The organism is Pseudomonas sp. IC_126, assembly GCF_004331835.1.
In the GTDB taxonomy this organism is placed as follows: Bacteria; Pseudomonadota; Gammaproteobacteria; order Pseudomonadales; family Pseudomonadaceae; genus Stutzerimonas.
On the sequence record NZ_SJSS01000004.1, the window covers coordinates 181,975 to 207,407 of the forward strand.

The window sequence follows — 25,433 nt, forward strand, 5'->3', positions numbered from 1 at the left end:
AGCAAGTCTTCGCCGTATCTGCTTCTTGCATTACACTGGCGGGCGAACCTTATAGACAGAGACGGAAACCGTGCTCAAAGCACTCAAGAAAATTTTTGGCAAAGGTCCGGCAGAGCTGCCAGCCGCCCAGCCTGCCAGCGACACCTCGACACCTATCGACACTCCTCGCCCTGCGCGCCCTGAAACAACCGAGCAGTCGGTCGACGCAGCAGCGCCCAAGCCTCGCCGAGAGCGCTCACGCAAACCCGCAGCCCCCCCCGCCCCTGCCTGGAAACTGGAAGACTTCCAGGTCGAGCCTGCCGAAGGCAAAACGCGCTTTCATGACTTCAAACTCGCCCCGGAACTGATGCACGCCATTCATGACCTGGGTTTCCCGTATTGCACGCCGATCCAGGCACAGGTTCTGGGGTTCACACTCAAAGGCCGCGATGCAATCGGTCGCGCACAGACCGGCACAGGCAAAACTGCGGCCTTCCTGATTTCCACCATCACCCAGCTGTTGCAGACGCCGCCGCCCAGCGACCGTTACATGGGTGAGCCGCGGGCGCTGATCATTGCGCCGACCCGCGAACTGGTGGTGCAGATTGCCAACGACGCACTGAACCTGACCAAGTACACCGGCTTGAACGTGATGAGCTTTGTCGGCGGCATGGACTTCGACAAGCAACTCAAGGCGCTGGAGTCCCGCTATTGCGACATTCTGGTGGCTACACCGGGACGCCTGCTGGACTTCAACCAACGAGGCGAAGTGCATCTGGACATGGTCGAGGTGCTGGTACTCGACGAAGCCGACCGCATGCTCGACATGGGCTTCATCCCCCAAGTTCGCCAGATCATTCGCCAGACGCCACCCAAGAGCGAGCGCCAGACGCTACTGTTTTCCGCCACCTTCACCGACGACGTGATGAACCTCGCCAAGCAGTGGACCACCGATCCGGCGATCGTCGAGATCGAAGCGGTTAACGTTGCAAGTGATACGGTCGAGCAGCATGTCTACGCCGTAGCGGGCAGTGACAAGTACAAGCTGCTCTACAACCTGATCACTCAGAACGACTGGACCCGCGTGATGGTGTTCGCCAACCGCAAGGACGAGGTACGCCGTATCGAGGAGCGCCTCACCCGTGACGGTATCAGCGCCGTGCAGATGTCCGGTGACGTGCCTCAGCACAAACGCATCCGCGCCTTGGAAGGCTTTCGCAAGGGCAAGATTCGCGTCATGGTGGCAACCGACGTAGCCGGGCGCGGCATTCATGTCGACGGCATCAGTCACGTGATCAACTTCACCCTGCCGGAAGTACCCGACGACTACGTGCACCGCATCGGCCGCACCGGTCGAGCCGGCGCCAGCGGCACCTCGATCAGCTTTGCCGGCGAGGATGACGCCTTCGCCCTGCCGGCCATCGAAGCATTGCTGGGCCGCAGCATCAGCTGTGAAATGCCACCCGCAGAGCTCCTGGCGCCCGTTCCGGCCAAGCGCTGAGTACCTCAGAAAGCGAAAAGGCGAAGCCGCTGCGGCTTCGCCTTTTTTATGCCCGAATTGCCCTGTCACTGCAGTCGAACTGACGCAAATCACCCATCAAGTCCTATAAGCACCTACAGTGAAGGAAACCCTTCACAGCAGGAGCCAAGCATATGGTCGACATCGACACCATGCTGATACTAATCATCGCGAGCTTCATCCTGATGGGCGCCGGCTTCAACTTTCGCGAGCGGGGATGGGGTGTCGCGCTACTCGGGCTGGGCATCCTGTCGATGCTTTCCACCCTGTTCTACAAACTGCAGATCACCTTCGGCTGACGTTACTGCCGCCACCGCTCGGCGGCGGCCTGGTCGCTACAGCGCCCTTCGACCCAGCGCGGGCCGGACGGGGTGTCTTCCTTCTTCCAGAACGGCGCTCGAGTCTTCAGGTAATCCATGACGAAGCGGCAACCGTCGAATGCCGCTTCGCGGTGTGCGCTGGCGGCGCCGACGAAGACGATCGGCTCACCTCGCTCGAGTCGTCCGACCCGGTGCAGGATCACCAGCTTGAGCAAGGGCCATCGCGCAGTCGCCTCCTCGATGATCTTCTGCAACGCCTTTTCCGTCATGCCCGGCGCGTGCTCGAGAAACATACCGGCGACATCATGCCCATCGTTGAAATCGCGAACATAGCCGACGAAGCTAGTTACCGCGCCGATACCGAGATTGGCCGCGTGCAACGCATTGAGTTCGGCGCCCGGATCGAACGGGTTATGCTGGACACGCACGCTCATATCAACCTCCGGTCACGGTGGGAAAGAATGCCACTTCGTCGCCGTCGGCCAACGGCTCATCGAGTCCGCACAGCTCCTGATTGCGCGCGCACATCAGGCCCCCCTCGCTCAGTACCGACCATTCGCTGCCGCGTGCCAGCAGTTGCTGTCTGAGGTCGTCCACGTGCCGAAGCGATGTATTCCACTCCAGCTGCTCGGCATCGAGCCCAAGGGTTTCGCGATAACGAGCGAAATACTGCACGTGAATCATGTCGACACCTGCCAATGTCCGCTTTTCCCGCCCAGCTTCTCCAGCAACCGCACCCCTTCCACGACCATGCCCTTGTCGACGGCTTTGCACATGTCGTAGATGGTCAGCGCGGCAATGCTCGCCGCGGTCAGCGCTTCCATTTCCACACCGGTCTGGCCGGCCAGTTTGCAGCGCGCCTGAATACGCACGCAGTCGTCCCCTTCGGGCTGCAAGTCGACCTTGATGCTGGTCAGCAACAGTGGATGGCAGAGTGGTATCAGTTCATGGGTCTTCTTTGCCGCCTGGATGCCGGCAATGCGGGCGACCGCGAATACGTCGCCCTTGGGGTGTCCGCCCTGCTGAATCATCTGCAGGGTTTCGGGAAGCATGCGGACCTTTGCCTCCGCCACCGCCTCGCGTGCCGTAACGGCTTTGGCGGTAACGTCGACCATGTTGGCCCGCCCCTGTGAATCGAGATGGGTGAGCATTGCTAACCTTTTTGTTATTGGGACAGGCCGCCAGTCTAACCGATGGAGGCTGGAGGCTGGACGAAATGCCCGCCGCCGTCCAGCTCTCCAGCGCTGCCATCGGTCTTTGTGCTTTGGTTACATATGGGCCTCTGCGTATTCGGCGAGCACCGAACGAGGCACGCCCTGCAAGGTAATGTGCATGCCGTGTGGGAAGTCCTTGAAGCGCTCCGTGAGATAGGTCAGTCCCGAACTGGTAGCTGAGAGATAGGGCGTGTCGATCTGCGCCAGGTTCCCCAGGCACACAACTTTCGACCCGCTACCTGCCCGCGTGATGATGGTCTTCATCTGGTGCGGCGTAAGGTTCTGGCACTCGTCGATGAGGATCAGGCTCTGCTGGAAGCTACGGCCACGAATGTAATTGAGCGATTTGAACTGCAGCGGCACCTTTTGCAGGATGTAATCGACGCTGCCGTGGGTGTTCTCGTCATCCATGTGCAGCGCTTCGAGGTTATCGGTGATCGCGCCGAGCCAGGGCTCCATCTTTTCCGCTTCGGTGCCAGGCAGGAAGCCAATGTCCTCATCCAGCCCCTGTACGCTGCGCGTCGCGATAATCCGGCGGTAACGCTTGCTCGCCACGGTTTGCTCGATGGCGGCGGCCAGTGCCAGGATGGTCTTGCCGGAGCCCGCGGCGCCCGAGAGATTGACCAGGTGAATGTCTGGATCAAGCAAGGCAAACAATGCCAGCGCCTGATGGATATCCCGCGGACGAAGCCCCCAGGCCTCCTGATGCAGCAACGGCTCCTGATGCATGTCGAGCAAGAGCAGCTCGTCCGCCTTGATGCCCTTGATCCAGCCGACGAAGCCCTGCTCGTCGAGGATGAACTCATTGATGTGCACGGCCGGCAGGTTGTCGATTAGCTGTACACGGTGCCAGGTTCGTCCATGTCCCTGATGGGTATCGACCTTGCTGACGCGATCCCAAAACGACCCGCTCAGGCTGTGATAACCGCGCGACAGCTGGCCCACGTCGTCCACCAGCTTGTCGGTGTGATAATCCTCCGCGGCCACGCCACATGCCCGCGCCTTCAAACGCATGTTGATATCGTTGGTGACCAGCACCACCGGAACACCCGTGTGACGCCGCTGCAGGTCCACGACCTGGTTGATGATCTTGTTGTCGTTGAGGTCTTCCGGCAGTGCGCTGGAGTCGGCGCCCTTGCTCATGAGAATCGACAGGCTGCCGCAGGGCCCGCTCTTCTCGCGCTGAATCGGCACGCCGAGTTCGACCTCCTCGGGCGTCGCGTCGCCAAGCACCTTGTCGATCAGACGGATCGCCTGGCGGCACTCTGCCGCCACGGTGTGCTTGCCGGTCTTGAGCTTGTCCAACTCTTCCAGAACCGTCATCGGAATGGCGACCTGGTGTTCCTGGAAATTCAATATCGCGTTGGGGTCGTGAATCAGAACGTTGGTATCGAGAACGTAAAGGGTGGGCTGAGTAGCGCGGGGTCTGCCGTAGTCATCCATACACGATCACCTTTTCGGAGCCGGACGACGGAGGGCCGAATGCTCTCCGCCGCAGAAAAACCACCGTGCGCAAGGTGAGCGGACTTGGGAGGCAGGGGCTTGGGGCCACCCAGAGGCCGCCACCTGTGAGTGCAGGTTTCGGCGGTCTTGATGTCGTAATACCGCAAAATTGATGACAGGAAAAAGTCTTTTTCCATTCGCCGACGTTTTTTTATCGAAACGACGAATTGCGCTTGGCGGGCTTCCAGACGCTGACTAGGCTCAATAATCAACCCGGACACTTTTGCAGCACCGGTTCACCTCCGCCGTCACGTGAACCAACTCCGAGAAGTCCGCCAGCTCGGCTTTGTAGCGATCAGCCGAATACGCTTGGTGGGTGACGAGCGTGACGACGCAGCTGTATTGCGCGCGGCCGACCCGCCACAGGTGCAGGTCTGCCACATCCGTATCGGGCACCGCCTCCAAACGCTTCTGCACGCGCTGCACCAGTGGATCATCCATTTCGCGATCCAGTAGCGCCTTGCCGGTGTCGCGCAACAGCCCTTTGGCCCAGACCAGAATGACCACCGCCCCGATGATGCCCATCAGCGGGTCCAACCAGTTCCAGCCGAAATACTTGCCTCCCAACAGAGCGATGATCGCCGCGACCGACGTCAGCCCGTCGGTCAACACGTGAACGAAGGCCGCGTGGCGATTGAGATCCCGCCCTGGCGCCGCCTCATGGCCGTGGCCGTGGCCGTGGCCGTGGTGATCATGCTGCTCGCGCAACAACCAGGCCGACAGCAGGTTCACAGCCAGCCCGATGAACGCCACCCACAGCGCCTCGTCGAAACCGATCTGCGCCGGCGACCAGAAGCGCGACAGCGACTCGCCGATCATCATCAGCGCCACCACGACCAGCAGCACGGCACTCGCGAACCCCACAAGGACCTCGATTTTCCAGGTCCCGAACGCGAAGCGCCGATCATTGGCGTAGCGGCGCGCCAGCAGGTAGGCGATCGCCGCCATGCCGATGGCCACCATATGAGACGCCATATGCCAGCCATCGGCGAGCAGCGCCATGGAATTGAACAGGTAGCCAGCGGCGATCTCTGCAGCCATGGTCAACCCGGTCAGCACCACGACCGCCCAGGTCTGTCGCTCGGCCCCTTGTTCGAGCGGACGATAGTCATGAGACGGCGTCCAGTGTGAATGATTGCAGTCGGTCATAAGCGCTCCTGAATCCGGCATGCCGAGCTTGCCCCCTTCCCCCACGGCAAAGTCAAGCTTTTGGTTAATCGAGTCCATAGGTGGAGCCATGGCACCGATAAAGCCTAGAATCGGCCCCCTTCAAAGGAGACCGATGCATGCTGATGGTGATATCGCCGGCCAAGACACTGGATTACGACTCCGCACCGACGACCCAACGTTTCACTCAACCCGAGCACCTCGACCACGCCCAGCAGTTGATCGAAGGGCTGCGCGAACTGTCGCCGCAACAAGTCGGCGAACTGATGCATCTTTCGGACAAGCTCGCCGCTCTGAACGTTGCCCGCTACGGCAGTTGGACGCCCGAATTCACACCAGCCAACGCCAAGCAAGCGCTTCTCGCGTTCAAGGGCGATGTCTACACAGGACTGAATGCGAGCGACTTTTCCGAACCGGATTTCGATTTCGCCCAGAAGCACCTGCGCATGCTGTCCGGGCTTTACGGGGTTCTGCGTCCGCTCGACTTGATGCAACCCTATCGATTGGAAATGGGCACCAAACTGGTCAACAGCCGAGGCAAGGATCTGTATGCCTTCTGGGGCGAGCGCATCAGCAACTGGCTAAACGACGCATTGGCGGCACAAGGAGATGACGTCCTGCTCAACCTGGCTTCAGATGAGTATTTCGGCGCGGTCAAACGCAAGGCCTTGAATGCCCGCGTCATCGATGTCGATTTCAAGGACATGAAGAACGGCCAGTACAAGATCATCAGTTTCTACGCCAAGAAAGCGCGCGGCTTGATGAGCCGCTATGTGATCAAAGAGCGCATCGAGCAGCCCGAGCAACTGAAGGACTTCGCTTACGATGGCTATCGTTACAGTCCGTCTGACTCATCCAGCGACCATTTGGTGTTCCTGCGCGACGTTCAGTCCTGAACCCGCCCTCCCCTCGCGGCGGATGAAAGCCGCGGGGGTTCTTCCGCTCCCTCTCTCGCCCTGCCATTCATCGCTGATCACTACGCCGTCTAGCGTACGTCGCCGTCTAGTTCGCGGTCTGGCGAGCTTTATTCGTCAATTCAAAAAAACTCCCCGATCAGCGGCAGCTACTCAGGGAACTATCCGAAGGCACCGGCAATCATAAGCGCGTACCGGCATTTCCAGATGGAAAGGGACGTCGCACATGAACGTGCAGTGGATTTCAAAACAGAGCTCAACGGATCAGCCAGAGTGGCCCTCTACGGTCGTTGCATATGATCCGCTGAGATCAGACCGAAGCAAGATAGGGACTCACCGCCATTTGCCTCACGCGCCACAATCAGCGGGGCGGAGCGCAGCCGAAAACAGTGCACACCTGCCCGTATCGGATTGGAGGGCTTGCGGCCACCCATTTCGGAGCGGTGATCAGCGCCGCAGCACCAAGAGCGTCTGCGGTCCAGACAAAACCACATATTCCATGCTCGGACCACGCAGTGGCTCCGAAGGCAGTTTCATTGCTGGAAAAAATAGCCTGGCGGCGAGCCGCAGCTGAAGGCCAACCAGAAGCGTAGGACGCGCACGAATCCGTGCAGCCAAATGGACAAGAAGAACTCCCCTTCTCAACGATTCAGGAGAAACAACATGATTCCGGTCATCCTCTCAGGCGGTAGCGGTTCCCGGCTCTGGCCTCTTTCGCGCAAAGCGTTCCCCAAGCAGTTTCTCGCCCTCACGGCTGAGCAGACGCTGTTCCAGCAAACCATCGAGCGGCTCGCTTTCGAAGGCATGCAGCCGCCTCTGCTGGTTTGCAACCAGGAGCACCGCTTCATCGTCAAGGAGCAACTGGCCGCACGCAAGCTGAGTATTCAGGGCCTTATGCTCGAGCCTTTCGGCCGAAATACCGCACCGGCAATCGCCATCGCGGCGATGAAGCTGATTGAAGAAGGCCGCGATGAACTCTTGCTGGTTCTCCCAGCGGATCATGTGATCGAAGACCACAAAGCATTCCAGCGCTCGCTGGCGCTTGCCACGAACGCGGCGGAAAACGGTGAGATGGTGCTGTTCGGCATCCCCGCGACTAGCCCAGAGACCGGTTATGGCTACATCAAGTGCGATCACAACGAGCGCAATGGCTTGCCGGAAGGCGTCAACCGCGTCACCAACTTCGTCGAGAAACCTGACGAAGCGCGTGCCCAGCAGTATGTCGAGTCGGGTGATTACTATTGGAACAGCGGCATGTTCCTGTTCCGCGCCAGCGTATTCCTGGAAGAACTGAAAAAACATGACCCGGACATCTACGACACCTGCTGGGCCGCGCTGGAGCGCAGCGCCAAAAATGGTAATGAAGTCCTGATCGATCCGGAGACCTTCGCCTGCTGTCCAGACAACTCGATCGACTACGCAGTGATGGAAAAGACCGAACTGGCCTGCGTCGTGCCCATGTCGGCAGGCTGGAGCGATGTTGGCTCCTGGTCATCGCTGTGGGACGTGCTGGAAAAGGACGAGAACGGCAACGTGACCAGAGGCGACGTGATCGTCGAAGACAGTCGCAACTGCCTCGTTCACGGCAACGGCAAACTGGTAACCGTGGTCGGCCTGGACAATATCGTAGTGGTCGAAACCAAGGACGCGACGATGATCGCGCACAAGGATAAAGTCCAGGACGTCAAGAAGCTGGTGAACAAGCTCGATGACATGAAGCGCTCCGAAACGGTGAACCATTGCGCGGTGTATCGCCCTTGGGGCTGGTATGACTCGGTCGATATGGGCGGTCGCTTCCAGGTCAAGCGGATATGCGTCAACCCGGGCGCGCAGCTTTCCCTGCAAATGCACCATCACCGCGCTGAGCATTGGATCGTCGTATCCGGCACCGCCCAGGTGACCTGCAATGACAAGACCTTCCTGCTGACCGAGAACCAGTCGACCTATATCCCGGTAACCTCCATTCACCGACTGGCCAACCCCGGCAAAATTCCACTGGAGATTATCGAAGTTCAGTCGGGCAGCTATCTCGGCGAAGACGACATCGAGCGACTGGACGACGTATACGGTCGCGCCCGTGACGATGTAGCAAGTCATTCGGCCCGCTGAATCACGCTGCACCAAAGCCGCGCCAGCGTCAGGCGCGGCTTTGTCGTATCTGAACGAAGTGCAGCTCCATTTGATGAATACTCAGTTCAGACGAAACATAGCGCTGTTACATAAGCAGGGAACACCATCGAATCATCGGGTGTTACGCTGACAATCTGTTAGCCCAGCGCCTTGCGATAACTTTCGCATACACTTGTTCATGCCCCATGCTTGCAAAGCAGCCGGCCAGCCCATTAAATAAAGCCATCGCCAGACTTATCTGCCCGTGCCGCTATCGGCATCGGTCAGTGCATCGGCGCCGAAACTATAGGAAGGAAAGATAAAGAGTGACCAAAGATGAATTACGCGCCGAACTGGAACGGCAGGCCAAGCGCTTCCAGACCGTATATGGGGGCGAAGTAACCACCTACGCCGCGCAGCCCGACCCCGAACGCAAGCCTTGGCGGAAAAAGCAGACAGTTCACGATCAGGTGTTCCAGAAAGAATTGGAAAAAATAGAAAAAGAACTATCGCAAAAGGTAACCGAGACCGAATAACTCTTCGGTGCTCGGCCCGATTGCTATTCAAAGCGACCCGAGCCGAACCACCCTTCTTTATTTTTCCGGTCAGCGCTTCCCACCGAGCAACGAGCCCATCAAACCCCTTGCCAATTGCCGTCCTAATTGCGACGCCGCTTGGCGCATGGCGCTCTTGAACATTCGCTCGGCAAGATCACCGAAAGCGTCACCTGCTTCATTCTTTGATGCCGGGGTGTTCTTCTGTGGCTCGATCTTGCTTGCCTGCCCTACCCGCTCGCGCAGGATTTCATAGGCGGACTCCCGATCGATTGCCTTCTCGTAGCGTGTGCGCAACGGTGAATCGGCAATTAGTGCACGTCTTTCCTCATCGTCGAGCGGCCCCACTCTCGACTCTGGAGGAGCGATAGCCACGCGCTGGGCCATGGCCGGCGTGCCATTGTCTTCGAGCCCACCCACCAGCGCCTCACCGATTCCGAGGTCGACCAGCGAGTCCAGCGCGGAAAACGCTGGGTTGGCTCGGAAACCCTCGGCTACCGCACGCAAGGCCTTTTGTTCCTTGACCGTGTAGGCCCGCAACCCATGCTGGATACGCAGCCCCAGCTGCGCCAAAACATCATCTGGCAGATCCGCCGGCGACTGGGTAACGAAATAGACGCCCACACCTTTGGAGCGAATCAGCCGAACGACCTGAACCAGTCTGTCCTGCAGCGCCTTCGGGGTGTCATTGAACAGCAGGTGCGCCTCATCGAAGAACAGTGCCAGCAGCGGACGGTCCGCATCGCCGCGCTCGGGCAACTGTTCGAACAGCTCGGCCAGCAACCACAGCAGAAACGTCGCGTAGATCTTGGGTGCCTGATGCACTAACCGGCTGGCATCCAGAAGATGAATCCTGCCGCGCCCATCGTGCGCAGGCTGAAGGATATCTTCCAGCGCCAGCACCGGCTCACCGAACAACGCTTCGGCGCCCTGCTGCTCCAGGCCCGCCAGCCGCCGCAGCAATGCCTGTGACGACGCATTGGTCAGCAGCGCCGCATCCTCACCCAACACCTCGGGTTGCGCCTTAAGGTGACCGAGCAGTGCCTTGAGGTCCTTCAGATCCAGAAGCAACAGGCCTTCCCGATCAGCCACCTTGAACGCTGCGTAGAGCGCGGCCTGCTGGCTATCTGTCAACTCGAGCAAGCTGCCCAGCAGCAGCGGGCCCATTTCGGTAAGCGTGGTACGCAGCGGATGTCCGCTCAGGCCGTACACGTCCCAGAGCGTCACGGGATAGGCCTGCGGTTGGTGGGCGAGCCAAGGCATGTCGGCGATGCGCTCGGCAATCTTTCCCTGGGGCGCTCCAGTCGCACCCAGCCCACACAGATCGCCCTTGATATCCGCCGCAAACACCGAGATGCCCGCATTGCTGAATTGCTCGGCGAGTCGCTGCAGGGTCACCGTCTTGCCAGTCCCTGTCGCGCCAGCGACAAGCCCGTGACGATTGATCAGCCGAAGCGGATGCGTATTGGCCTCACCGGTGGCATCCACACCCAGCACGACGCGATCGTTATGTTTCATCTGACCGTCTCCAGAACGGATAACCGTGGATGACCGAGCAACGCCAGCCGGGCGCCTCACCCATCATTCAGTCGGCGGCGCCGCCGAGGCGGCGACCTCAGCAGCAATCCGCTGTTTCCACAACGCTTCGGCGCCAGGAAAGTCGGTTCCGAGTTCAGCGCCGAGATGCTCCGGATCGTAGCGCTGGGTACAACCACTCCCAATGATCGGCGGCGCGCTAGCACCGGCCTTTGCCAATGGATCGGTCATGCATCCTCCCGTACCGAAAACGGTGGTCAGTTGAATACCAGGGTCTTGTTGCCGTGAACCAGCACACGCTCTTGCAAGTGATAGCGCAAGCCACGCGATAGCACCATCTTTTCCACGTCTTTGCCCAGCCGCACCATGTCCTCGATGCTGTCGCGGTGACTGACACGCACCACGTCCTGCTCGATAATCGGCCCGGCATCCAGCTCTTCGGTTACGTAATGGCAGGTTGCGCCGATCAGTTTGACCCCTCGCTGCGCAGCCTGATGGTAGGGCTTGGCCCCTACGAACGAAGGTAGGAAGCTGTGGTGGATGTTGATCACGCGCTGCGCGAACTCTTCACACAGCTCGGCCGGAAGGATCTGCATGTAGCGGGCAAGCACTATCACATCGGCCTGATGTTCACGCACCAGACGCGACACCTCGGCAAACGCCTCTTCCTTGTGTCCTGGCTTGACCGGCACATGGAAGAACGGAATTCCATGCCACTCGACCATGCTACGCAGGTCGTCGTGATTGGAAATCACGCAGGGAATATCGCAATCCAGCTCACCGCTGTGCCATCTGTGCAGCAGATCGGCCAGACAATGCGACTCGCGACTGGCCATCAGCACCACGCGCTTGCGCTGTTCCGAGTCGGTAATGCGCCACTCCATGGAGAACTCACGCGCTATCGGCGCGAACGCCTGATGAAAACCTGCGAGATCGAACGGCAACGAATCAGCACGGATTTCATGACGCATGAAAAACCAGCCACTCTGATGATCGGAGTGATGATTGGCTTCGGTGATCCACCCATTGTAAGTGGCCAGGAAATTACTGACCTTGGCGACAATGCCAACGCCATCGGGGCAGGCAATAACCAGCCTGAACGTGCGCATGAAAGTTAACTCCGGCTATAAAAAGGTGGCGCATTCTAGCGCAGCGAAGAAAACCGTAACCACATGATCGCACCAGCGCGCACCCTTCCCCGGTGTTCGCCGCCGGGCCACCATTTTAGGTACACATGAACCCCAATAACCTGAGGGTTATCCTATACAGCGCCCGATACCGGTTTCGTAATATTGTGTCGCGGACAGCGACTCCGCCGATGCAGAGCGGGGCGCCTGGTAACCGGGACCTGACGTAGCGCTAACTTCAAGGAAGAATTATTTCGCCGAAGACTAACTGAACGGCTTTAACGGCCAATTTCAAAGAGAACCATAGTCAAACTTTATTCAACGCTATATTTACTTGAGCATTGCGGCTGTCTATGATTACCAACACTTGCGTTCAAACCTATACCAAGGAAGTCACATGTCGCTAATCAATGAATACCGCGCCACTGAAGAAGCCATCAAGGAACTGCAGGAACGCCTGAAATCTCTTTCTGCAGACGACAAGCTGAAAAAAGAGCTTGAATTCGAAGGCAAACTGCGTGAACTGATGGGCGAATATCAAAAATCGCTTCGCGACATCATTGCGCTGCTTGATCCGGATGCCCGAAACAGCAAGACACAACGTACCGCAAAGGCACCAGCCGCAACCAAGCGCGCCCGCCGTATCAAGCAATACAAGAATCCGCATAACGGCGAAGTGATTGAAACCAAAGGTGGTAATCACAAGACGCTGAAAGAGTGGAAAGCGCAGTGGGGCTCGGAAGAGGTTGAAGGTTGGGCCACTCTGCTCGGCTAATTATTCCGCTACAGCTGAAAGCCATCTGACGCCTCATGCCACGCATGCGGATCAAATGGCTTTTTTGTGTCCGCTCAAATCAGCGAAGGTACCGCTCACGCAAGCCCTGGGCATACGAAGCCCATTGCTGAAGTAGCTGCGCCTGCTGCGAGGTCGCGGTCGTCAACTGCGCTTGCAGAGTACTTTCGAATTGCTCCAGCGTATTGGGCGCCCCAAACTCGGGCGCGGTTAAGCGTTGCCGGCAGAACTCATCCCATTGCTGCTTCTCGGCCGCCGAAAGGCATTCAGGAAAGTTGCGTGCGCGGTAACGAAAATGCAGTTCCGGTAGACGCGCATCATCAAACGGCGGCACTTCGCTCGAAGTCTGAGCCGGCACCAGATTTCTGACCTGTTCGCACAGACGCCGATCACGCTCGCCCAGGAAAGCTTCATAAAGTTGTTGCTCAGGATCCGCTAAGTCAGCGAACCCCTGCTCTTGATAAATATCGGCGAGTTTCGTGCTCCATTCTGCCTTTCGGCCGCGCAGATCGCGCGCCCTGGTTTCGCAACAACGCAGATCCAGGCCCAGTCGATCGATATCGGAGGCGCGCAAGACATTCATGGGCACCAATACGGGGCAGCGGTTCACATGTACCAGTTTCAGCGGGGTTGGCAGCTTCTCGCCAAGATCTTCCCGCCGGGTATACAGCCGCTCGCGGAGATCATCGGAAGTTTCTTCCCACAAAGGTGAGCATTCGGAGTTGAGGTCGCAAACAATCAGTGCGTTGCGATTACGTGGATGCCAGGCCAGCGGCAGAACTATGGAGAGATAATGCCGAGCGGCAGAAAAGCGCCCCGAGATATGTACCATCGGTTTCAAAAGCTCGATCTGCTCGATGACTGCATTCTTGCGGCGCAACCTATATAGGTAGTCATAGAGCCGGGGCTGACGATCCCGTATCAAACGGGCCAGTGCGATGGTTGCTCGCACATCCGATAACGCGTCATGCGCCTGTAGATGTTCGAGGCCGTTGGCCGCACTTAGGCGCTCCAGCTTGAGCGTCACTCGTCCGTCCTCCTCCGGCCAGACCAGTCCTTGGGGGCGTAGTGCATAAGCGGTGCGAACCAGATCGATCAGATCCCAACGGCTGTTGCCGCTTTGCCATTCGCGTGCATACGGGTCGAAGAAGTTGCGGTACAGACTGTAGCGCAGCACTTCGTCATCGAAACGCAGCGTGTTGTAACCCGCACCACAGGTACCCGGCAGCGCCAGCTCCTGATGCAGGTGAGTAATGAACTCCGCCTCACATAAGCCTTTCTCGGCCAAGGTCGTGGGGGTGATGCCGGTTACCAGACACGCAGCCGGATGCGGCAGGATGTCGTCGCTGAGGCGGCAATAGATATTCAGCGGCTCGCCAATTTCCTCCAACGCCTCGTTGGTACGGATACCGGCAACCTGCAGCGGCCGGTCGCAACGCGGGGAAATACCGGTGGTTTCAAAGTCATACCAGAAGATGCTGGATGTCACGTGGGGCGTCCCTATCGGTGTTCGGGCGCCAGTCTAGCAGCGCACCATTTCCGGCGTGCTGACCGGGACCACGAACGATCAGCGCCACCCACCAAAGCCCGGCCACGCAACCGAATCGCTCAGCCACCGTGGCAGTGATCCTCGTCGACGGCCGTGCGCCGTGGAGCATCGTTGAGCGGCAGGCGGGCCGGCGGGATGCTCGACATCGGACGAAAGCTGAAGTAATGATGCAGCGCGTCGATCATGTGACGTATTTCGCTGGGCGCGGAGACTAGTTCGAAACCGGAATCGAAGCTGCCCGGCGTGACGTCCTCACGGGACCAGCGGCAGGTTGCACTGAAGTCGACGCAACGCAGCTGGCCATGCTGACCGGGAATCTTCAGACGCATCTCGAAGCGCGCATCGACCATCATCGGATAGGGACTGATGAGCATCAGCCCGGTCTCTGAAAGGTTGCCGATGAAACCTAGTGGCTTGTCGGTGAAACGATTGAAAACGTTGAGGTAGTACGGCAACTGGTGCCGCTGGATACTGCGCTGATTGGTCATGTTCATCGTTCCCTGCCTGCCGCACGTTTTGATTGCCGTGACCATCGCCCGCCGCTCAGCTGCAGCTCTGACTGATACGACTGGCCAACTGCCGCCGCGCCGCCCCTATCTCCTCATCACTGTAGTAGACCCGTCCTCCGTTTGCATCGGCACGAAAGTAGCGGCCACCTCGGGACAGACTCGACAATTCCTGACGCAACTGACGGCACGTCTGCTCGCGCTCGGCACGGCGTGTGCTGGCGGCGTCATCGGCCAGCTGCTGCTCTTGCCGACGGGCCTCGTGAAATCGTTCGGTACGCGCCTCCCGCTCGCGAGTCGCGTCGTCACGCTCGATGACCTGCGGTCGCACCTCGACCTGCTCAGCACCGGCGCGCGGCTGCGAGCCGAAATGTACATTTCCCTGGGAATCTACCCAGCGGTAAATACCAGCCGTTGCACACGGCGCGACCAGCAAGCCTGCGAACAGTATGGATGCGACACGCATGGGTTCCTTCCCGTCCAGTCACGATGACCAGCTCAGTTTCACGGTTTGACGGGATGGGTCACTACCCGCTCCTCGGGTTGATAGTGCCCCAACTGACGCAACGTCTCCAGTCTGGCGCGGCCACGGAAGGCGTATTCGCTAGCTGGATAACGGGCCTGGATGAATCGATAGGTTTCCGCCGCATCGACGAACAAGCCCTGGCGCTCCAGGCATTGGCCACGCAACAGCGAAATTTCCGGCTGAAGGTTGTCACGGGGACGACTGCGACGCTCGGCCTGGGAGAGTTCGAGCATCACCTTGTCGCAATCGTCGTTGCGGTAATGGGTATAGGCGGCATCAAGATGGCGGTCGAGTGCACTTCTGCTGCTACAGCCTACGCTGAGAGTGGCCAGAAAAAGAATGGCAAGGGTTCGCATGGGTTAGTAATCCTCCGATGCCGGCTTATCGACCATGACGAGAAAAACTGCAGCCCGCTCGGCGCCCGAACGATGTGCCGTCCCGCCCCTTAAAGAGTAGTGAAAGCCAACGATGACTACAGCCGCACGCCATAGTAGCCTCCGGCCCATTCAGAAAAAGGAGCAATGAATGACTTCGCGCCGTACCAAAATCGTCGCCACGCTAGGCCCGGCCAGCAGCTCGCCGGAAGTACTGGAAAAAATGATCCTGGCCGGACTCGATGTCGCGCGCCTGAACTTCTCTCATGGTGCGCCGGATGAGCATCGCGCCCGGGCGCAACTGGTACGGGATATCGCCGCACGACATGGCCGCTTCGTCGCGCTGCTGGGCGACCTGCAGGGACCGAAGATTCGCATCGCCAAGTTCACCAACAAGCGCATCGAGCTGGCCGAAGGCGACAGCTTTCGCTTCTCCGTCACCCACCCGCGCGACGCTGGCAACCAGGAAGTGGTCGGCATCGACTATCCGGACCTGGTCAAGGATTGCAGCGTCGGCGACGAGCTGCTGCTCGACGATGGCCGTGTGGTCATGCGCGTCGATGCGACGACCGCCGATGAATTGCACTGCACCGTGCTGATCGGCGGTCCGCTGTCGGACAACAAAGGCATCAACCGTCGCGGCGGTGGCTTGACCGCACCCGCGCTGACCGCCAAGGACAAGGCCGACATCAAGCTGGCCGCAGATCTGCAGCTGGACTACTTGGCTGTCTCATTCCCGCGCGACGCCGCCGATATGGAACTGGCCCGCCGCCTGCGCGACGAGGCCGGCTCCAGCGCCTGGCTGATCGCGAAGATCGAGCGCGCCGAGGCGGTTGCCGACGACGAAGCCCTCGACGGGCTTATCCGTGCCAGCGATGGCGTGATGGTCGCTCGCGGCGATTTGGGCGTGGAAATCGGCGATGCCGAGCTGGTTGGCATTCAGAAGAAGATCATTCTCCACGCACGTCGCAACAACAAGGTGGTGATCACCGCGACCCAGATGATGGAGTCGATGATCCAGAGCCCGATGCCGACCCGCGCCGAGGTTTCCGATGTAGCCAACGCCGTGCTCGACTACACCGATGCGGTCATGCTGTCGGCGGAAAGCGCCGCTGGCGAATACCCGATCGAAGCGATCAAGGCGATGGCGCGCGTCTGCGTCGGCGCCGAGAAACATCCGACCAGCATCAAATCCGGTCACCGCCTCGGCCAGCGCTTCGAGCGCAGCGACGAGAGCACCGCGCTCGCGGCGATGTACACCGCCAACCATTTCCCAGGCGTCAAGGCGATCATCAGCCTGACCGAAAGCGGCTATACCACGCTGATCATGTCGCGCATCCGCTCCTCGGTGCCGATCTTCGCCTTCACCCCGCATCGCGATGCCCAGGCCCGCGTGGCGTTGTTCCGCGGCGTGCAGACCGTTCCGTTCGACCCAGCCGCACTGCCGGCCGACAAAGTCAGCCAGGCGGCGGTAGACGAACTGGTCAAGCGCAACATCGTGCAGCCGGGTGATTGGGTCATTCTGACCAAGGGCGACAGCTATCACGACTCCACGGGCGGCACCAATACCATGAAGATCCTACGCGTCGGCGATCCACTGAGCTGACAACCACGCCGAAAGGCATGGCCCGTGCTGCCATGCCTTTTCGGCACGCTTCATTTTCAACCAATCGCGGGCGTCCTCGCTCAGGCCTGACGGACCAGGAACGCATCGCTCAGGATTTGCCCTCGGGCTATCCCCGCCAAAAACATGTGCTTGGCGCTGTCCTCGACGAAAGCGGCGCCGCCGCAGATCAAAACCCGCGCCTGCCGCGACGCTACTCGCAGCGCTTGCAGCACGTCTTGCGCCTGCCTCCGCTCGAAATATTTCACGCTCAGATTTTCGTGCTGCCCGGCGAGACGCTCCAGTTCGGCTCGCAGATAGGATTCACCCCGACAGAAATGCAGCAGCCGAACAGGCCCGGTGTGCCCCTGCCGCAGCGCTTCGCGCAAGATGGACCAGAGCGGCGCAAGCCCAGTGCCGGCAGCCAATAGCAGTAAGGGCTGGGTCTGCCAGCCGACGTCGTAATGCAGCGCGCCCTGGTGCAGCTGGCCGAGACGCAGGCTATCGCCGAGAATCAGGTTGCGCGCCGCCTCGCTGAAGGTTCCGGGTCTGGCGCAGTCCAGGTGGAACTCGAGCCAAGGCTCTTCGCCCGGAACGCTGGCGAGCGAATAGGAACGCGCGATACCGTCGCCAGTCCACAGCAGCGCATGCTGACCCGGACGGTAGCGCACAGGACGATCGGGCATCAGGCGCAACCGAAGAACATCCCCACCGAGCCAGTCGAGCCCCTCCACGCGCGTCGCCACGCCCTCTCGCTGGGGGTCGAACGGGGCGACTTCGACGTCTTCGGTCACGGTGCATTGACAGGCGAGCCGCCAGCCCTGCAGACGTTTACCGACATCGAGCGCATCCGGGCGAGCATCCTCTGGTTCACCCGCCACGCACCGTACCAGGCAGGCATGGCAGCGCCCCGCACGGCAGCTGTAAGGCACGTTCAGACCCGCGCAGTTGAGTGCATCGAGCAGGTTGCTGCCCTCACTCACGCGCCAGGACCGAGCCCCGCAACGGATCTCAGGCATCGACTGCCGCCCAGCTTGCTTCGCAGCGGTTACGTCCATTTTCTTTGGCGCGGTACAGCGCCTCGTCCGCCCGTTGCAACGCCTCGCCCAGATCATCGCCAGCATTGAGCAACGTAAGCCCGACCGACAGGCTGAGATGCCCTGCCTGCATATTCACATCCAGTGGCTGGGCATTGGCGAACGCCTCGCGCAGGCGCTCACAACAGGCACTGAACTGCTCGGCGTCGGTGTGCGGCAGCAGCAACACGAACTCCTCGCCGCCGTAACGAGCGAGTATGTCGCCGTCGCGTAGACACGAGCGCGCCACCGAGGCGAAGGTCTGCAGCACACGATCACCCGTGGCGTGTCCGTGCAGGTCGTTAATCCGTTTGAAATGATCGAGATCGATCAGGGCGAGACCGGATCGGTGCCCCGCACGCAGCCTGTTCAGTTCCTCCTCGGCTCGCCGGAGAAAATGCCGACGGTTGTACAGCCCGGTCAGCTCGTCCGTGGACGCCAAATCCTCCAGCTGCCTCATCATGCCGCGCAGCGTCTCCTGATGCGCCTGGAGGGCGAAACGACGCTGGCGCATGCGCTGACGCAGCTTATAGACGTACCCGACGAACAGGCACATCCAGATCAAAGTGACCAACAACACACCGGTCTGCAGCAACGCCACCTGCGGGTCGCGCAGTTGTCCCAACTGAGCGTCATACAACGACATGCCGACGAAGCTGAGCAGCGCCAGCACGGCGTAGCGGGTGAAGACCTTTGGATGGAGGAATACCGCAAACATCAGCACCAGCACATAAAGCACCAGCAACGAGCCGCGGTTGTCGCCGAGATTGAACAGAAAGAAGGTCAGCCAGATCAGCGCAACCAGCACCTGCGGTTCGGTCAGGCTGGGGTCGCGAAAGCGCAGATTGTGGCCTCGGTAGAAGATCCCGAAGAACACCAGTTGGCTGACCAGAATCATCACCGAACCGACTATCGCAGTGTCCAGCGGCGCCTGGTAGAACCCACCGGCAACGGTGGTCCAGGTCAAAAGCAAAGCAAGGCCATAGGTGCCGGCCGCCATGCCGAAACGCTTGGTCACCAGTTGCTGAAGCGCCTGCTGATCGCTTTCGTCACGAAGCGTGCGCATGGAATCCATCCCATAGTGGCAATTCGACGCACTTTACGCTGACCGAGCGAAAAAGCCCATAAGCAGCCGTTTCGATGCTGCGGCGAGATATCGATCGACTCGATTGCGACCATTCTGTCGCCTTCTGCCAACAAACCTTCATATACCTTGCGCCTGTATGAAGCCTGCGGCTCGTTCTCTCGTTTGATGATCGATTGACGGCCGCGCCGCCCCGGTTCCTCTGTGCATCCCTTCACCTTTGGTCCGTCTGTGTACCCGCCCGGTCGGCGGGTTATACTGCCGCGCCTTTTTTATCCCGCGCGTGTCGGTCTCTTCTCGACACGCCCGTCTCCGCCCCGCCAAGAGGACGCGCTGCATGACCGTGATCAAGCAAGACGACCTGATTCAAAGCGTTGCAGACGCTTTGCAGTTCATTTCTTACTACCACCCCGTCGATTTCATCCAGGCGATGCACGAAGCCTATCTGCGTGAAGAGTCGCCAGCCGCGCGTGACTCCATGGCGCAGATTCTGATCAACTCGCGCATGTGCGCCACCGGACATCGGCCGATCTGCCAGGACACCGGCATCGTCACCGTATTCGTGCGCGTGGGAATGGACGTGCGCTGGGACGGCGCCACCATGAGCCTGGACGACATGATCAACGAAGGCGTTCGCCGCGCCTACAACCTGCCGGAAAACGTCCTGCGTGCTTCGATCCTGGCCGACCCGGCAGGTTCCCGCAAGAACACCAAGGACAACACGCCCGCCGTCATCCATTACTCCATCGTCCCTGGCGATAAAGTCGAAGTAGACGTCGCAGCCAAAGGCGGCGGTTCGGAAAACAAGTCGAAGATGGCCATGCTCAACCCGTCCGACTCCATCGTTGACTGGGTGCTCAAGACCGTTCCGACCATGGGTGCCGGCTGGTGCCCGCCGGGCATGCTCGGCATCGGTATCGGCGGTACCGCCGAGAAGGCCGCGGTGATGGCCAAGGAAGTGTTGATGGAGTCCATCGACATCCACGAGCTCAAGGCTCGCGGCCCGCAGAACCGCATCGAAGAGCTTCGCCTTGAGCTGTTCGAGAAGGTCAATCAGCTGGGTATCGGCGCTCAAGGTCTGGGCGGCCTGACCACCGTGCTCGACGTCAAGATCATGGATTACCCGACCCACGCCGCCTCGCTGCCGGTGTGCATGATCCCCAACTGCGCCGCCACCCGCCACGCGCACTTCGTGCTCGACGGTTCCGGCCCGGCCGAACTCACGCCGCCGCCACTAGACGCCTACCCGGAAATCGTCTGGGAAGCCGGCCCGAGCGCGCGTCGCGTCAATCTCGACACCATCACCCCGGAAGAAGTACAGAGCTGGAAGCCGGGCGAAACCGTCCTGCTCAACGGCAAGATGCTCACCGGTCGCGACGCGGCGCACAAGCGCATGGTCGACATGCTGAACAAGGGTGAAGAGCTGCCGGTGGACCTCAAAGGCCGCTTCATCTATTACGTCGGCCCGGTCGATCCGGTGGGCGACGAAGTGGTTGGTCCGGCTGGCCCAACCACTGCGACCCGTATGGACAAGTTCACCCGCCAGATTCTTGAAAGCACCGGCCTCTTGGGCATGATCGGCAAATCCGAGCGCGGCCCCATCGCCATCGACGCGATCAAGGACAACAAGGCCGTCTACCTGATGGCAGTTGGCGGTGCTGCCTACCTCGTGGCCCAGGCGATCAAGAAGTCCAAGGTGTTGGCCTTTGCCGAACTGGGCATGGAAGCCATTTACGAGTTCGAAGTGAAGGACATGCCGGTGACCGTCGCTGTAGACACTAACGGCGAGTCAGTGCACATCACCGGGCCTGCGATCTGGCAGAGCAAGATTGCCGAAAACCTGGCGGTTGAAGTGCAATAACTTCAACTAGGTGCCGCTATTGCCGGCGCAGAGTGATGACGAACCCCGCTATTAAGCGGGGTTCGTTTTTCAGGGCATGTCGTTTTTGAATGACCTACCGACTCCATGATCATCGGTGATCCCATGGGAGAGCATTCACCGTGAGGCGCGTCTCACCGAAGCGGCACGGTGCAGGCCTTTTACTTACAGCAGTGACGTCACTGCCGGGCTTGGTGCAGCCTGATAAACAACGCCTCGACTTTTTCCCGCGCCCACGGGGTTTTGCGCAGGAAGGTCAGGCTCGATTTGATACTGGGATCGCTCTTGAAGCAGCGAATATCGACGCGCTGCGCTAGCCCATCCCAGCCGTACCGCGCCTGTAGCTCGACAAGGATGGCTTCGAGCGTCACGCCATGGAGCGGGTCTTTTGTGGGTTCTCGCACTGAGGGCCTCTGAATCCGAAACCGTCCGAAACGGCCAATAGCAAAAGACCCAGCGAATGCCAGGTCCTTCGTCCCGTCAGCATCTTACAGCGTGATGCGCGTACCGAGCAGCTCCAGAAACGCTGCCAGCCACGCCGGATGCGCCGGCCAAGCCGGTGCCGTGACCAGGTTGCCTTCGGTATGCGCCTGATCGACCGGGATGTCCACGAATTCACCGCCGGCCAGCTTCACTTCCGGCGCGCAAGCTGGATAGGCGCTACAGGCACGGCCCTTCAGCACGCCCGCGGCGGCGAGCAACTGAGCGCCATGGCAAACCGCAGCAATGGGTTTTTTCGCGTCGTCGAACGCCCGTACCAGGTTGCATACCTGCTCGTTCAGTCGTAGGTATTCGGGTGCGCGACCGCCAGGTATCACCAGCGCGTCGTAGTCTTCGGCACGCACCGAAGCGAAATCGAAGTTCAGCGCAAAATTGTGGCCGGGTTTCTCGCTATAGGTCTGATCGCCTTCGAAATCGTGAATCGCGGTGCGCACCGTATCGCCCGCTTTCTTATCCGGGCAGACGGCATGCACGCTGTGCCCGACCATCTGCAGCGCCTGGAACGGCACCATGGTTTCGTAATCTTCGACGTAATCGCCGACCAGCATCAGAATCTTCTTCGCAGCCATCGAAACACACTCCCAGTCAGTGTTGGTTAACGGCCAACGCCCGGTCAGCCGCTTCGGTTGAATATGTTGATCACCAGTCGATCAAGCAACCCCCACATTCTTTGATAAAGGCGCAGGCGCAGCGGGCGGGCGTGCCAACGTTGCAGGTCGATCTCCAAACTGTGTGAAAAGTCTCGCTCGAAGCTCTCCGCCACCTCGGTGCTGAGCGATTTATCAAGCGCCTCGAGGTTCGCTTCCAGATTCCAGCGCAGATTCCAGTGATCGAAGTTGCACGACCCGATGCTGACCCAGTCGTCGACCAATACCACTTTCAAGTGCAGAAAGTGTGGCTGATATTCATGAATACGCACGCCGGCCCGCAGCAGTCTCGGGTAGTAGCGCTGGCCGGCGTAGCGCACCGACGGGTGATCGGTGTTGCGACTGGTCAGAAGCAAGCGCACTTCGACGCCGCGCCTTGCCGCACGCATCAGCTCTCGGCGGACCCTGCCCGTGGGCAGGAAATAAGGGGTCGCCAGCCAGATGCGCCGTTCCGCGCGCTGCAGGTTTCGCAGCAGGCTATGAAGGATGTCGCTATGCTGCCGCGCCGCCGCGTAGGCAACCCGCCCCAGCCCCACTCCACCACGGGGGTTGGCCGGAATTTTCGGAAGCCGTTGTGGCAGCGGCAACTGCCAGATACGGCGCTTCAGGCATAGTGTCCATTGCGTGTCGAACAGCCGCCGCCAGTTCTCTATCAATGGCCCCGCGATTTCCACCATCGCCTCGTGCCAGTGCTCATCCGGTTTGGTTGGGTTCCAGAACTCGTCGGTAGCCCCGGCACCACCGACAAAGCAGCAACTGTCATCAATGATGATCAACTTACGATGGTCGCGATGCAGGTTGCGAAATCGCAGCCGCAGTTTCAGCGGGTTGTACTGACGCAGCTCGACACCCGCGTCGGATAGCCGCTGCCGCGCCTTCTGCCCCAGCTTCAAACAGCCGAAGCCATCGAACAGGCAACGCACCCTCACACCACGCGTGGCCGCAGCCGCCAATGCGTCGATCAGCAGATCGGCGCACTGGCCGTCTTCTACCAGATAAAGCTCAACGTCGATCCGTCGTTCTGCCGCCTCGATGCATTCCAGTATCCGCGGGAAGAATGCCGGACCGTCGATCAGCAAGCGAAAACGGTTGCCGTCTCGCCAAGGAAAAATCTCCCCGGCGAGCATCACGAGAGGAGCCTCCGGGCAACCGAAGCCGCGCTCCGAGGGAGGATTTCGTTATAGCGGCTAGACATTCATTCCGTGTCCTGATGAGTTCTCTGCGGCGTGCTTCCGATGAGCAGCCAAACGCAGGAGCGATGGCCCAGCGCCGTTGCGGCACGCCTGTTATAGGTCCGTACGGCAGCGCAGAGTTCCCGGATATAACGGTCCGACATCTCCGCCACGAGCCGAACGAGACCGGTTCAGACATACCGAAAACGCCGATGGTGCTTTGGCAGCCATGGACCTTCACCCTAACGGCAACTCGATCACGTCACAGCCCGATGTCAACTAAGGCGGCAAGCATCTCAAGGGACTGTTCAGCGTTATCGTGCAACAGCGAAGCAGGAAAAGATTCTAAACTCGTCCCCATGAACTATCTCGCACACCTCCACCTTGGCGGCCCGCAGCCCGGCGAGTTGCTCGGCAGCCTGTATGGCGATTTCGTCAAGGGCTCCTTACAGGGCCGCTGGCCCGCCGATATCGAAGCCGGCATTCGCCTGCACCGGCAGATCGATGCGTTCACCGACAGCCACCCACTGGTACTACAGGCCAAGCAGCGTTTTCCCGGCGAACGGCGACGCTATGCCGGCATATTGATCGACCTGTTTTTCGACCACTGCCTAGCCGCGCACTGGCATGACTACGCCGATGAGCCCTTGCAGGACTTCACCACTCGCGTGTATCGGGTTCTACGAGAGGAAGCCGAGTTGCCCGGCAAGCTAGCGCAGATAGCGCCACGCATGGCCGCTCAGGACTGGCTCGGCAGCTACCGAAATTTCGCCGTGATGGAACAAGTCGTGGCAGGCATGAGTAGCCGGTTGTCGCGTCCGCAAGGCCTCGCCGGCGGGTTCGAGGAGCTGGAACGGCTCTATGTGCCGCTCCAGCAGGATTTCCACGACTTCTACCCGCAGTTGCAGGCGTTCGTTCGGCTCAGCGAAGCCGAGACGAAGTAACCATTAGCTGTCGTAACCGGGGCATTGCTGATCGAGCTTGCGCAGCAGCGCCGGCCAAGCCAGCGCGCCGCCCATGCCTTGCTTGCTGCGCGTAACACCGGCAGCCATGGCCTTGGCTCCGGCGAGAATCTGCTCGGGGATCGGAATCAGCTCGGCGCCGCCAGTCTGGGCCATCACCTGTATTTCGCAGGCACGCTGGAAGATGAACATCATCAGAAAGGTATCGGCAATGCTCCCGCCGCAGGTCATCAGGCCATGATTGTGCAGGAGCATGAAGCCGGTTTCGCCGAGATCGGCCTGCAAGCGGGCCTTTTCATCATGGTTGAGCGCCACGCCTTCGTAGCCATGCGTGGAAAGGCTGGCGAGTACGAACAGCGCTTGCTGGCTGATTGGCAACAACCCCTGCTTCTGCGCCGACACCGCCACGCCGGCAGCGGTATGGGTGTGCATCACGCAGGCCACGTCGTGACGCACCTTATGCACGGCGCTGTGGATGGTGTAACCCGCCGGATTGATGTCGTAGGGCGTGTCCATCAGCTTGTTGCCGTCCAGATCGATCTTCACCAAGCTGGAGGCCGTCATTTCGTGAAACATCAGCCCGTAGGGGTTGATCAGGAATTCATCGGTGTCAGGGATCTTCGCCGAGATATGGGTAAAGATCAGGTCATCCCAGCCATGCAGGGCGACCAGTCGATAGCAGGCAGCCAGATCGGCGCGGGCCCGCCATTCGGCGGCACTGACCTGATTCTTCAGCGATTGGATCGAATGCAGAGCGGTCACGGGCACCTCTTCTTGTTGTTTTACGGTGCCTGAATTCTAGCCAGCGTCTGCCTGTTC

The 25,433-nt window shown here is 59.9% G+C and carries 27 protein-coding genes; 9 read left to right on the top strand and 18 right to left on the bottom strand.

Going from position 1 to position 25,433, the window contains the following annotated elements; genetic code table 11:
• Positions 1 to 70: 70 nt before the first annotated feature.
• Both rhlB and E0D86_RS21420 read left to right on the top strand, forming a co-directional pair.
• Positions 71 to 1,480 (top strand): ATP-dependent RNA helicase RhlB, encoded by a 1,410-nt coding sequence (rhlB, locus tag E0D86_RS14220; RefSeq protein ID WP_131650695.1) that lies wholly within the window; start codon positions 71 to 73, stop codon positions 1,478 to 1,480.
• Positions 1,481 to 1,632: 152 nt separating this feature from the next.
• Positions 1,633 to 1,797, top strand: a complete 165-nt coding sequence (locus E0D86_RS21420; protein ID WP_165914247.1) for a hypothetical protein — start codon at positions 1,633 to 1,635, stop codon at positions 1,795 to 1,797.
• 2 nt (positions 1,798 to 1,799) lie between these two features.
• On the opposite strand, the gene moaE is transcribed toward E0D86_RS21420, so the two are convergent.
• The 5 genes from moaE to dmeF all read right to left on the bottom strand — a co-directional run bounded on the left by moaE (position 1,800) and on the right by dmeF (position 5,684).
• Positions 1,800 to 2,252 carry a molybdopterin synthase catalytic subunit MoaE gene (gene moaE / locus E0D86_RS14225; RefSeq protein WP_131650696.1) on the bottom strand — a complete coding sequence of 151 codons (453 nt, stop codon included), beginning with the start codon at positions 2,250 to 2,252 and terminating at the stop codon, positions 1,800 to 1,802.
• Position 2,253: 1 nt separating this feature from the next.
• Positions 2,254 to 2,502 carry a MoaD/ThiS family protein gene (locus E0D86_RS14230; RefSeq protein ID WP_131650697.1) on the bottom strand — a complete coding sequence of 83 codons (249 nt, stop codon included), beginning with the start codon at positions 2,500 to 2,502 and terminating at the stop codon, positions 2,254 to 2,256.
• Complete coding sequence (gene moaC, locus E0D86_RS14235) at positions 2,499 to 2,969, bottom strand: cyclic pyranopterin monophosphate synthase MoaC (RefSeq protein WP_131650698.1); 471 nt, start codon at positions 2,967 to 2,969, stop codon at positions 2,499 to 2,501. Before moaC ends, E0D86_RS14230 begins: the two co-directional genes overlap by 4 nt.
• 117 nt (positions 2,970 to 3,086) lie before the next feature.
• Positions 3,087 to 4,475 (bottom strand): PhoH family protein, encoded by a 1,389-nt coding sequence (locus E0D86_RS14240; protein WP_131650699.1) that lies wholly within the window; start codon positions 4,473 to 4,475, stop codon positions 3,087 to 3,089.
• Between the two features lie 261 nt (positions 4,476 to 4,736).
• Positions 4,737 to 5,684: a CDF family Co(II)/Ni(II) efflux transporter DmeF gene (dmeF, locus tag E0D86_RS14245; protein WP_131650700.1), complete on the bottom strand. Its 948-nt coding sequence runs from the start codon at positions 5,682 to 5,684 to the stop codon at positions 4,737 to 4,739.
• Between the two features lie 137 nt (positions 5,685 to 5,821).
• Here dmeF and yaaA point away from each other — a divergent pair, with 137 nt between their 5' ends.
• The 3 genes from yaaA to E0D86_RS14260 all read left to right on the top strand — a co-directional run bounded on the left by yaaA (position 5,822) and on the right by E0D86_RS14260 (position 9,261).
• Entirely contained in the window at positions 5,822 to 6,598 is a 777-nt protein-coding gene (gene yaaA, locus E0D86_RS14250) for a peroxide stress protein YaaA (protein WP_131650701.1), read from the top strand.
• A gap of 681 nt (positions 6,599 to 7,279) precedes the next feature.
• Positions 7,280 to 8,725 (top strand): mannose-1-phosphate guanylyltransferase/mannose-6-phosphate isomerase, encoded by a 1,446-nt coding sequence (locus tag E0D86_RS14255; protein WP_131650702.1) that lies wholly within the window; start codon positions 7,280 to 7,282, stop codon positions 8,723 to 8,725.
• 326 nt (positions 8,726 to 9,051) lie between these two features.
• Complete coding sequence (locus E0D86_RS14260; protein ID WP_131650703.1) at positions 9,052 to 9,261, top strand: hypothetical protein; 210 nt, start codon at positions 9,052 to 9,054, stop codon at positions 9,259 to 9,261.
• A 69-nt stretch (positions 9,262 to 9,330) separates the two neighbouring features.
• Here the strand turns inward: E0D86_RS14260 and E0D86_RS14265 are convergent, their stop codons facing one another.
• From E0D86_RS14265 to purU, 3 genes are all read right to left on the bottom strand, one after another.
• Complete coding sequence (locus E0D86_RS14265) at positions 9,331 to 10,797, bottom strand: helicase HerA-like domain-containing protein (RefSeq protein WP_131650704.1); 1,467 nt, start codon at positions 10,795 to 10,797, stop codon at positions 9,331 to 9,333.
• A gap of 63 nt (positions 10,798 to 10,860) precedes the next feature.
• A complete protein-coding gene (locus E0D86_RS14270; RefSeq protein ID WP_131650705.1) occupies positions 10,861 to 11,046 on the bottom strand; it encodes a hypothetical protein in 186 nt (61 codons plus the stop codon).
• A 26-nt stretch (positions 11,047 to 11,072) separates the two neighbouring features.
• Entirely contained in the window at positions 11,073 to 11,924 is an 852-nt protein-coding gene (purU, locus tag E0D86_RS14275; RefSeq protein ID WP_131650706.1) for a formyltetrahydrofolate deformylase, read from the bottom strand.
• 415 nt (positions 11,925 to 12,339) lie between these two features.
• On the opposite strand from purU, the gene mvaT reads away from it, so the two are divergent.
• Entirely contained in the window at positions 12,340 to 12,717 is a 378-nt protein-coding gene (mvaT, locus tag E0D86_RS14280; protein ID WP_131650707.1) for a histone-like nucleoid-structuring protein MvaT, read from the top strand.
• A gap of 79 nt (positions 12,718 to 12,796) precedes the next feature.
• Here mvaT and sbcB read toward each other — a convergent pair whose 3' ends face one another.
• The 4 genes from sbcB to E0D86_RS14300 form a co-directional block, all read right to left on the bottom strand.
• Positions 12,797 to 14,224 carry an exodeoxyribonuclease I gene (sbcB, locus tag E0D86_RS14285; protein WP_131650708.1) on the bottom strand — a complete coding sequence of 476 codons (1,428 nt, stop codon included), beginning with the start codon at positions 14,222 to 14,224 and terminating at the stop codon, positions 12,797 to 12,799.
• 119 nt (positions 14,225 to 14,343) lie between these two features.
• Positions 14,344 to 14,778, bottom strand: a complete 435-nt coding sequence (locus E0D86_RS14290) for a PilZ domain-containing protein (RefSeq protein WP_131650709.1) — start codon at positions 14,776 to 14,778, stop codon at positions 14,344 to 14,346.
• 49 nt (positions 14,779 to 14,827) lie between these two features.
• Positions 14,828 to 15,256: a DUF4124 domain-containing protein gene (locus E0D86_RS14295; RefSeq protein WP_131650710.1), complete on the bottom strand. Its 429-nt coding sequence runs from the start codon at positions 15,254 to 15,256 to the stop codon at positions 14,828 to 14,830.
• A gap of 38 nt (positions 15,257 to 15,294) precedes the next feature.
• Entirely contained in the window at positions 15,295 to 15,672 is a 378-nt protein-coding gene (locus E0D86_RS14300) for a tol-pal system YbgF family protein (RefSeq protein ID WP_131650711.1), read from the bottom strand.
• Positions 15,673 to 15,841: 169 nt separating this feature from the next.
• Between E0D86_RS14300 and pyk the strand changes: the two genes are divergently transcribed.
• Positions 15,842 to 17,296: a pyruvate kinase gene (gene pyk / locus E0D86_RS14305; protein ID WP_131650712.1), complete on the top strand. Its 1,455-nt coding sequence runs from the start codon at positions 15,842 to 15,844 to the stop codon at positions 17,294 to 17,296.
• 80 nt (positions 17,297 to 17,376) lie between these two features.
• Here pyk and E0D86_RS14310 read toward each other — a convergent pair whose 3' ends face one another.
• Both E0D86_RS14310 and E0D86_RS14315 read right to left on the bottom strand, forming a co-directional pair.
• Positions 17,377 to 18,312 (bottom strand): iron-sulfur-binding ferredoxin reductase, encoded by a 936-nt coding sequence (locus E0D86_RS14310; RefSeq protein ID WP_131650713.1) that lies wholly within the window; start codon positions 18,310 to 18,312, stop codon positions 17,377 to 17,379.
• A complete protein-coding gene (locus tag E0D86_RS14315) occupies positions 18,305 to 19,435 on the bottom strand; it encodes a diguanylate cyclase (RefSeq protein ID WP_131650714.1) in 1,131 nt (376 codons plus the stop codon). Before E0D86_RS14315 ends, E0D86_RS14310 begins: the two co-directional genes overlap by 8 nt.
• Before the next feature lie 355 nt (positions 19,436 to 19,790).
• Between E0D86_RS14315 and E0D86_RS14320 the strand changes: the two genes are divergently transcribed.
• Positions 19,791 to 21,314, top strand: coding sequence for a fumarate hydratase (locus E0D86_RS14320; protein WP_131650715.1), 1,524 nt, complete (start codon positions 19,791 to 19,793; stop codon positions 21,312 to 21,314).
• A 197-nt stretch (positions 21,315 to 21,511) separates the two neighbouring features.
• Here E0D86_RS14320 and E0D86_RS14325 read toward each other — a convergent pair whose 3' ends face one another.
• From E0D86_RS14325 to E0D86_RS14335, 3 genes are all read right to left on the bottom strand, one after another.
• The gene (locus E0D86_RS14325) at positions 21,512 to 21,736 is read right to left on the bottom strand and encodes a VF530 family DNA-binding protein (protein WP_131650716.1); all 225 of its coding nucleotides are present in this window, start codon (positions 21,734 to 21,736) and stop codon (positions 21,512 to 21,514) included.
• An 84-nt stretch (positions 21,737 to 21,820) separates the two neighbouring features.
• Positions 21,821 to 22,402, bottom strand: coding sequence for a DJ-1/PfpI family protein (locus E0D86_RS14330; RefSeq protein WP_131650717.1), 582 nt, complete (start codon positions 22,400 to 22,402; stop codon positions 21,821 to 21,823).
• 44 nt (positions 22,403 to 22,446) lie between these two features.
• A complete protein-coding gene (locus E0D86_RS14335) occupies positions 22,447 to 23,607 on the bottom strand; it encodes a phosphatidylserine/phosphatidylglycerophosphate/cardiolipin synthase family protein (RefSeq protein ID WP_131650950.1) in 1,161 nt (386 codons plus the stop codon).
• A gap of 404 nt (positions 23,608 to 24,011) precedes the next feature.
• Between E0D86_RS14335 and E0D86_RS14340 the strand changes: the two genes are divergently transcribed.
• On the top strand, positions 24,012 to 24,596 hold the full coding sequence (locus tag E0D86_RS14340; RefSeq protein WP_131650718.1) for an ACP phosphodiesterase: 585 nt from the start codon (positions 24,012 to 24,014) through the stop codon (positions 24,594 to 24,596).
• A gap of 3 nt (positions 24,597 to 24,599) precedes the next feature.
• Here the strand turns inward: E0D86_RS14340 and E0D86_RS14345 are convergent, their stop codons facing one another.
• Positions 24,600 to 25,376: a class II aldolase/adducin family protein gene (locus tag E0D86_RS14345; protein ID WP_131650719.1), complete on the bottom strand. Its 777-nt coding sequence runs from the start codon at positions 25,374 to 25,376 to the stop codon at positions 24,600 to 24,602.
• Positions 25,377 to 25,433: the final 57 nt, after the last annotated feature.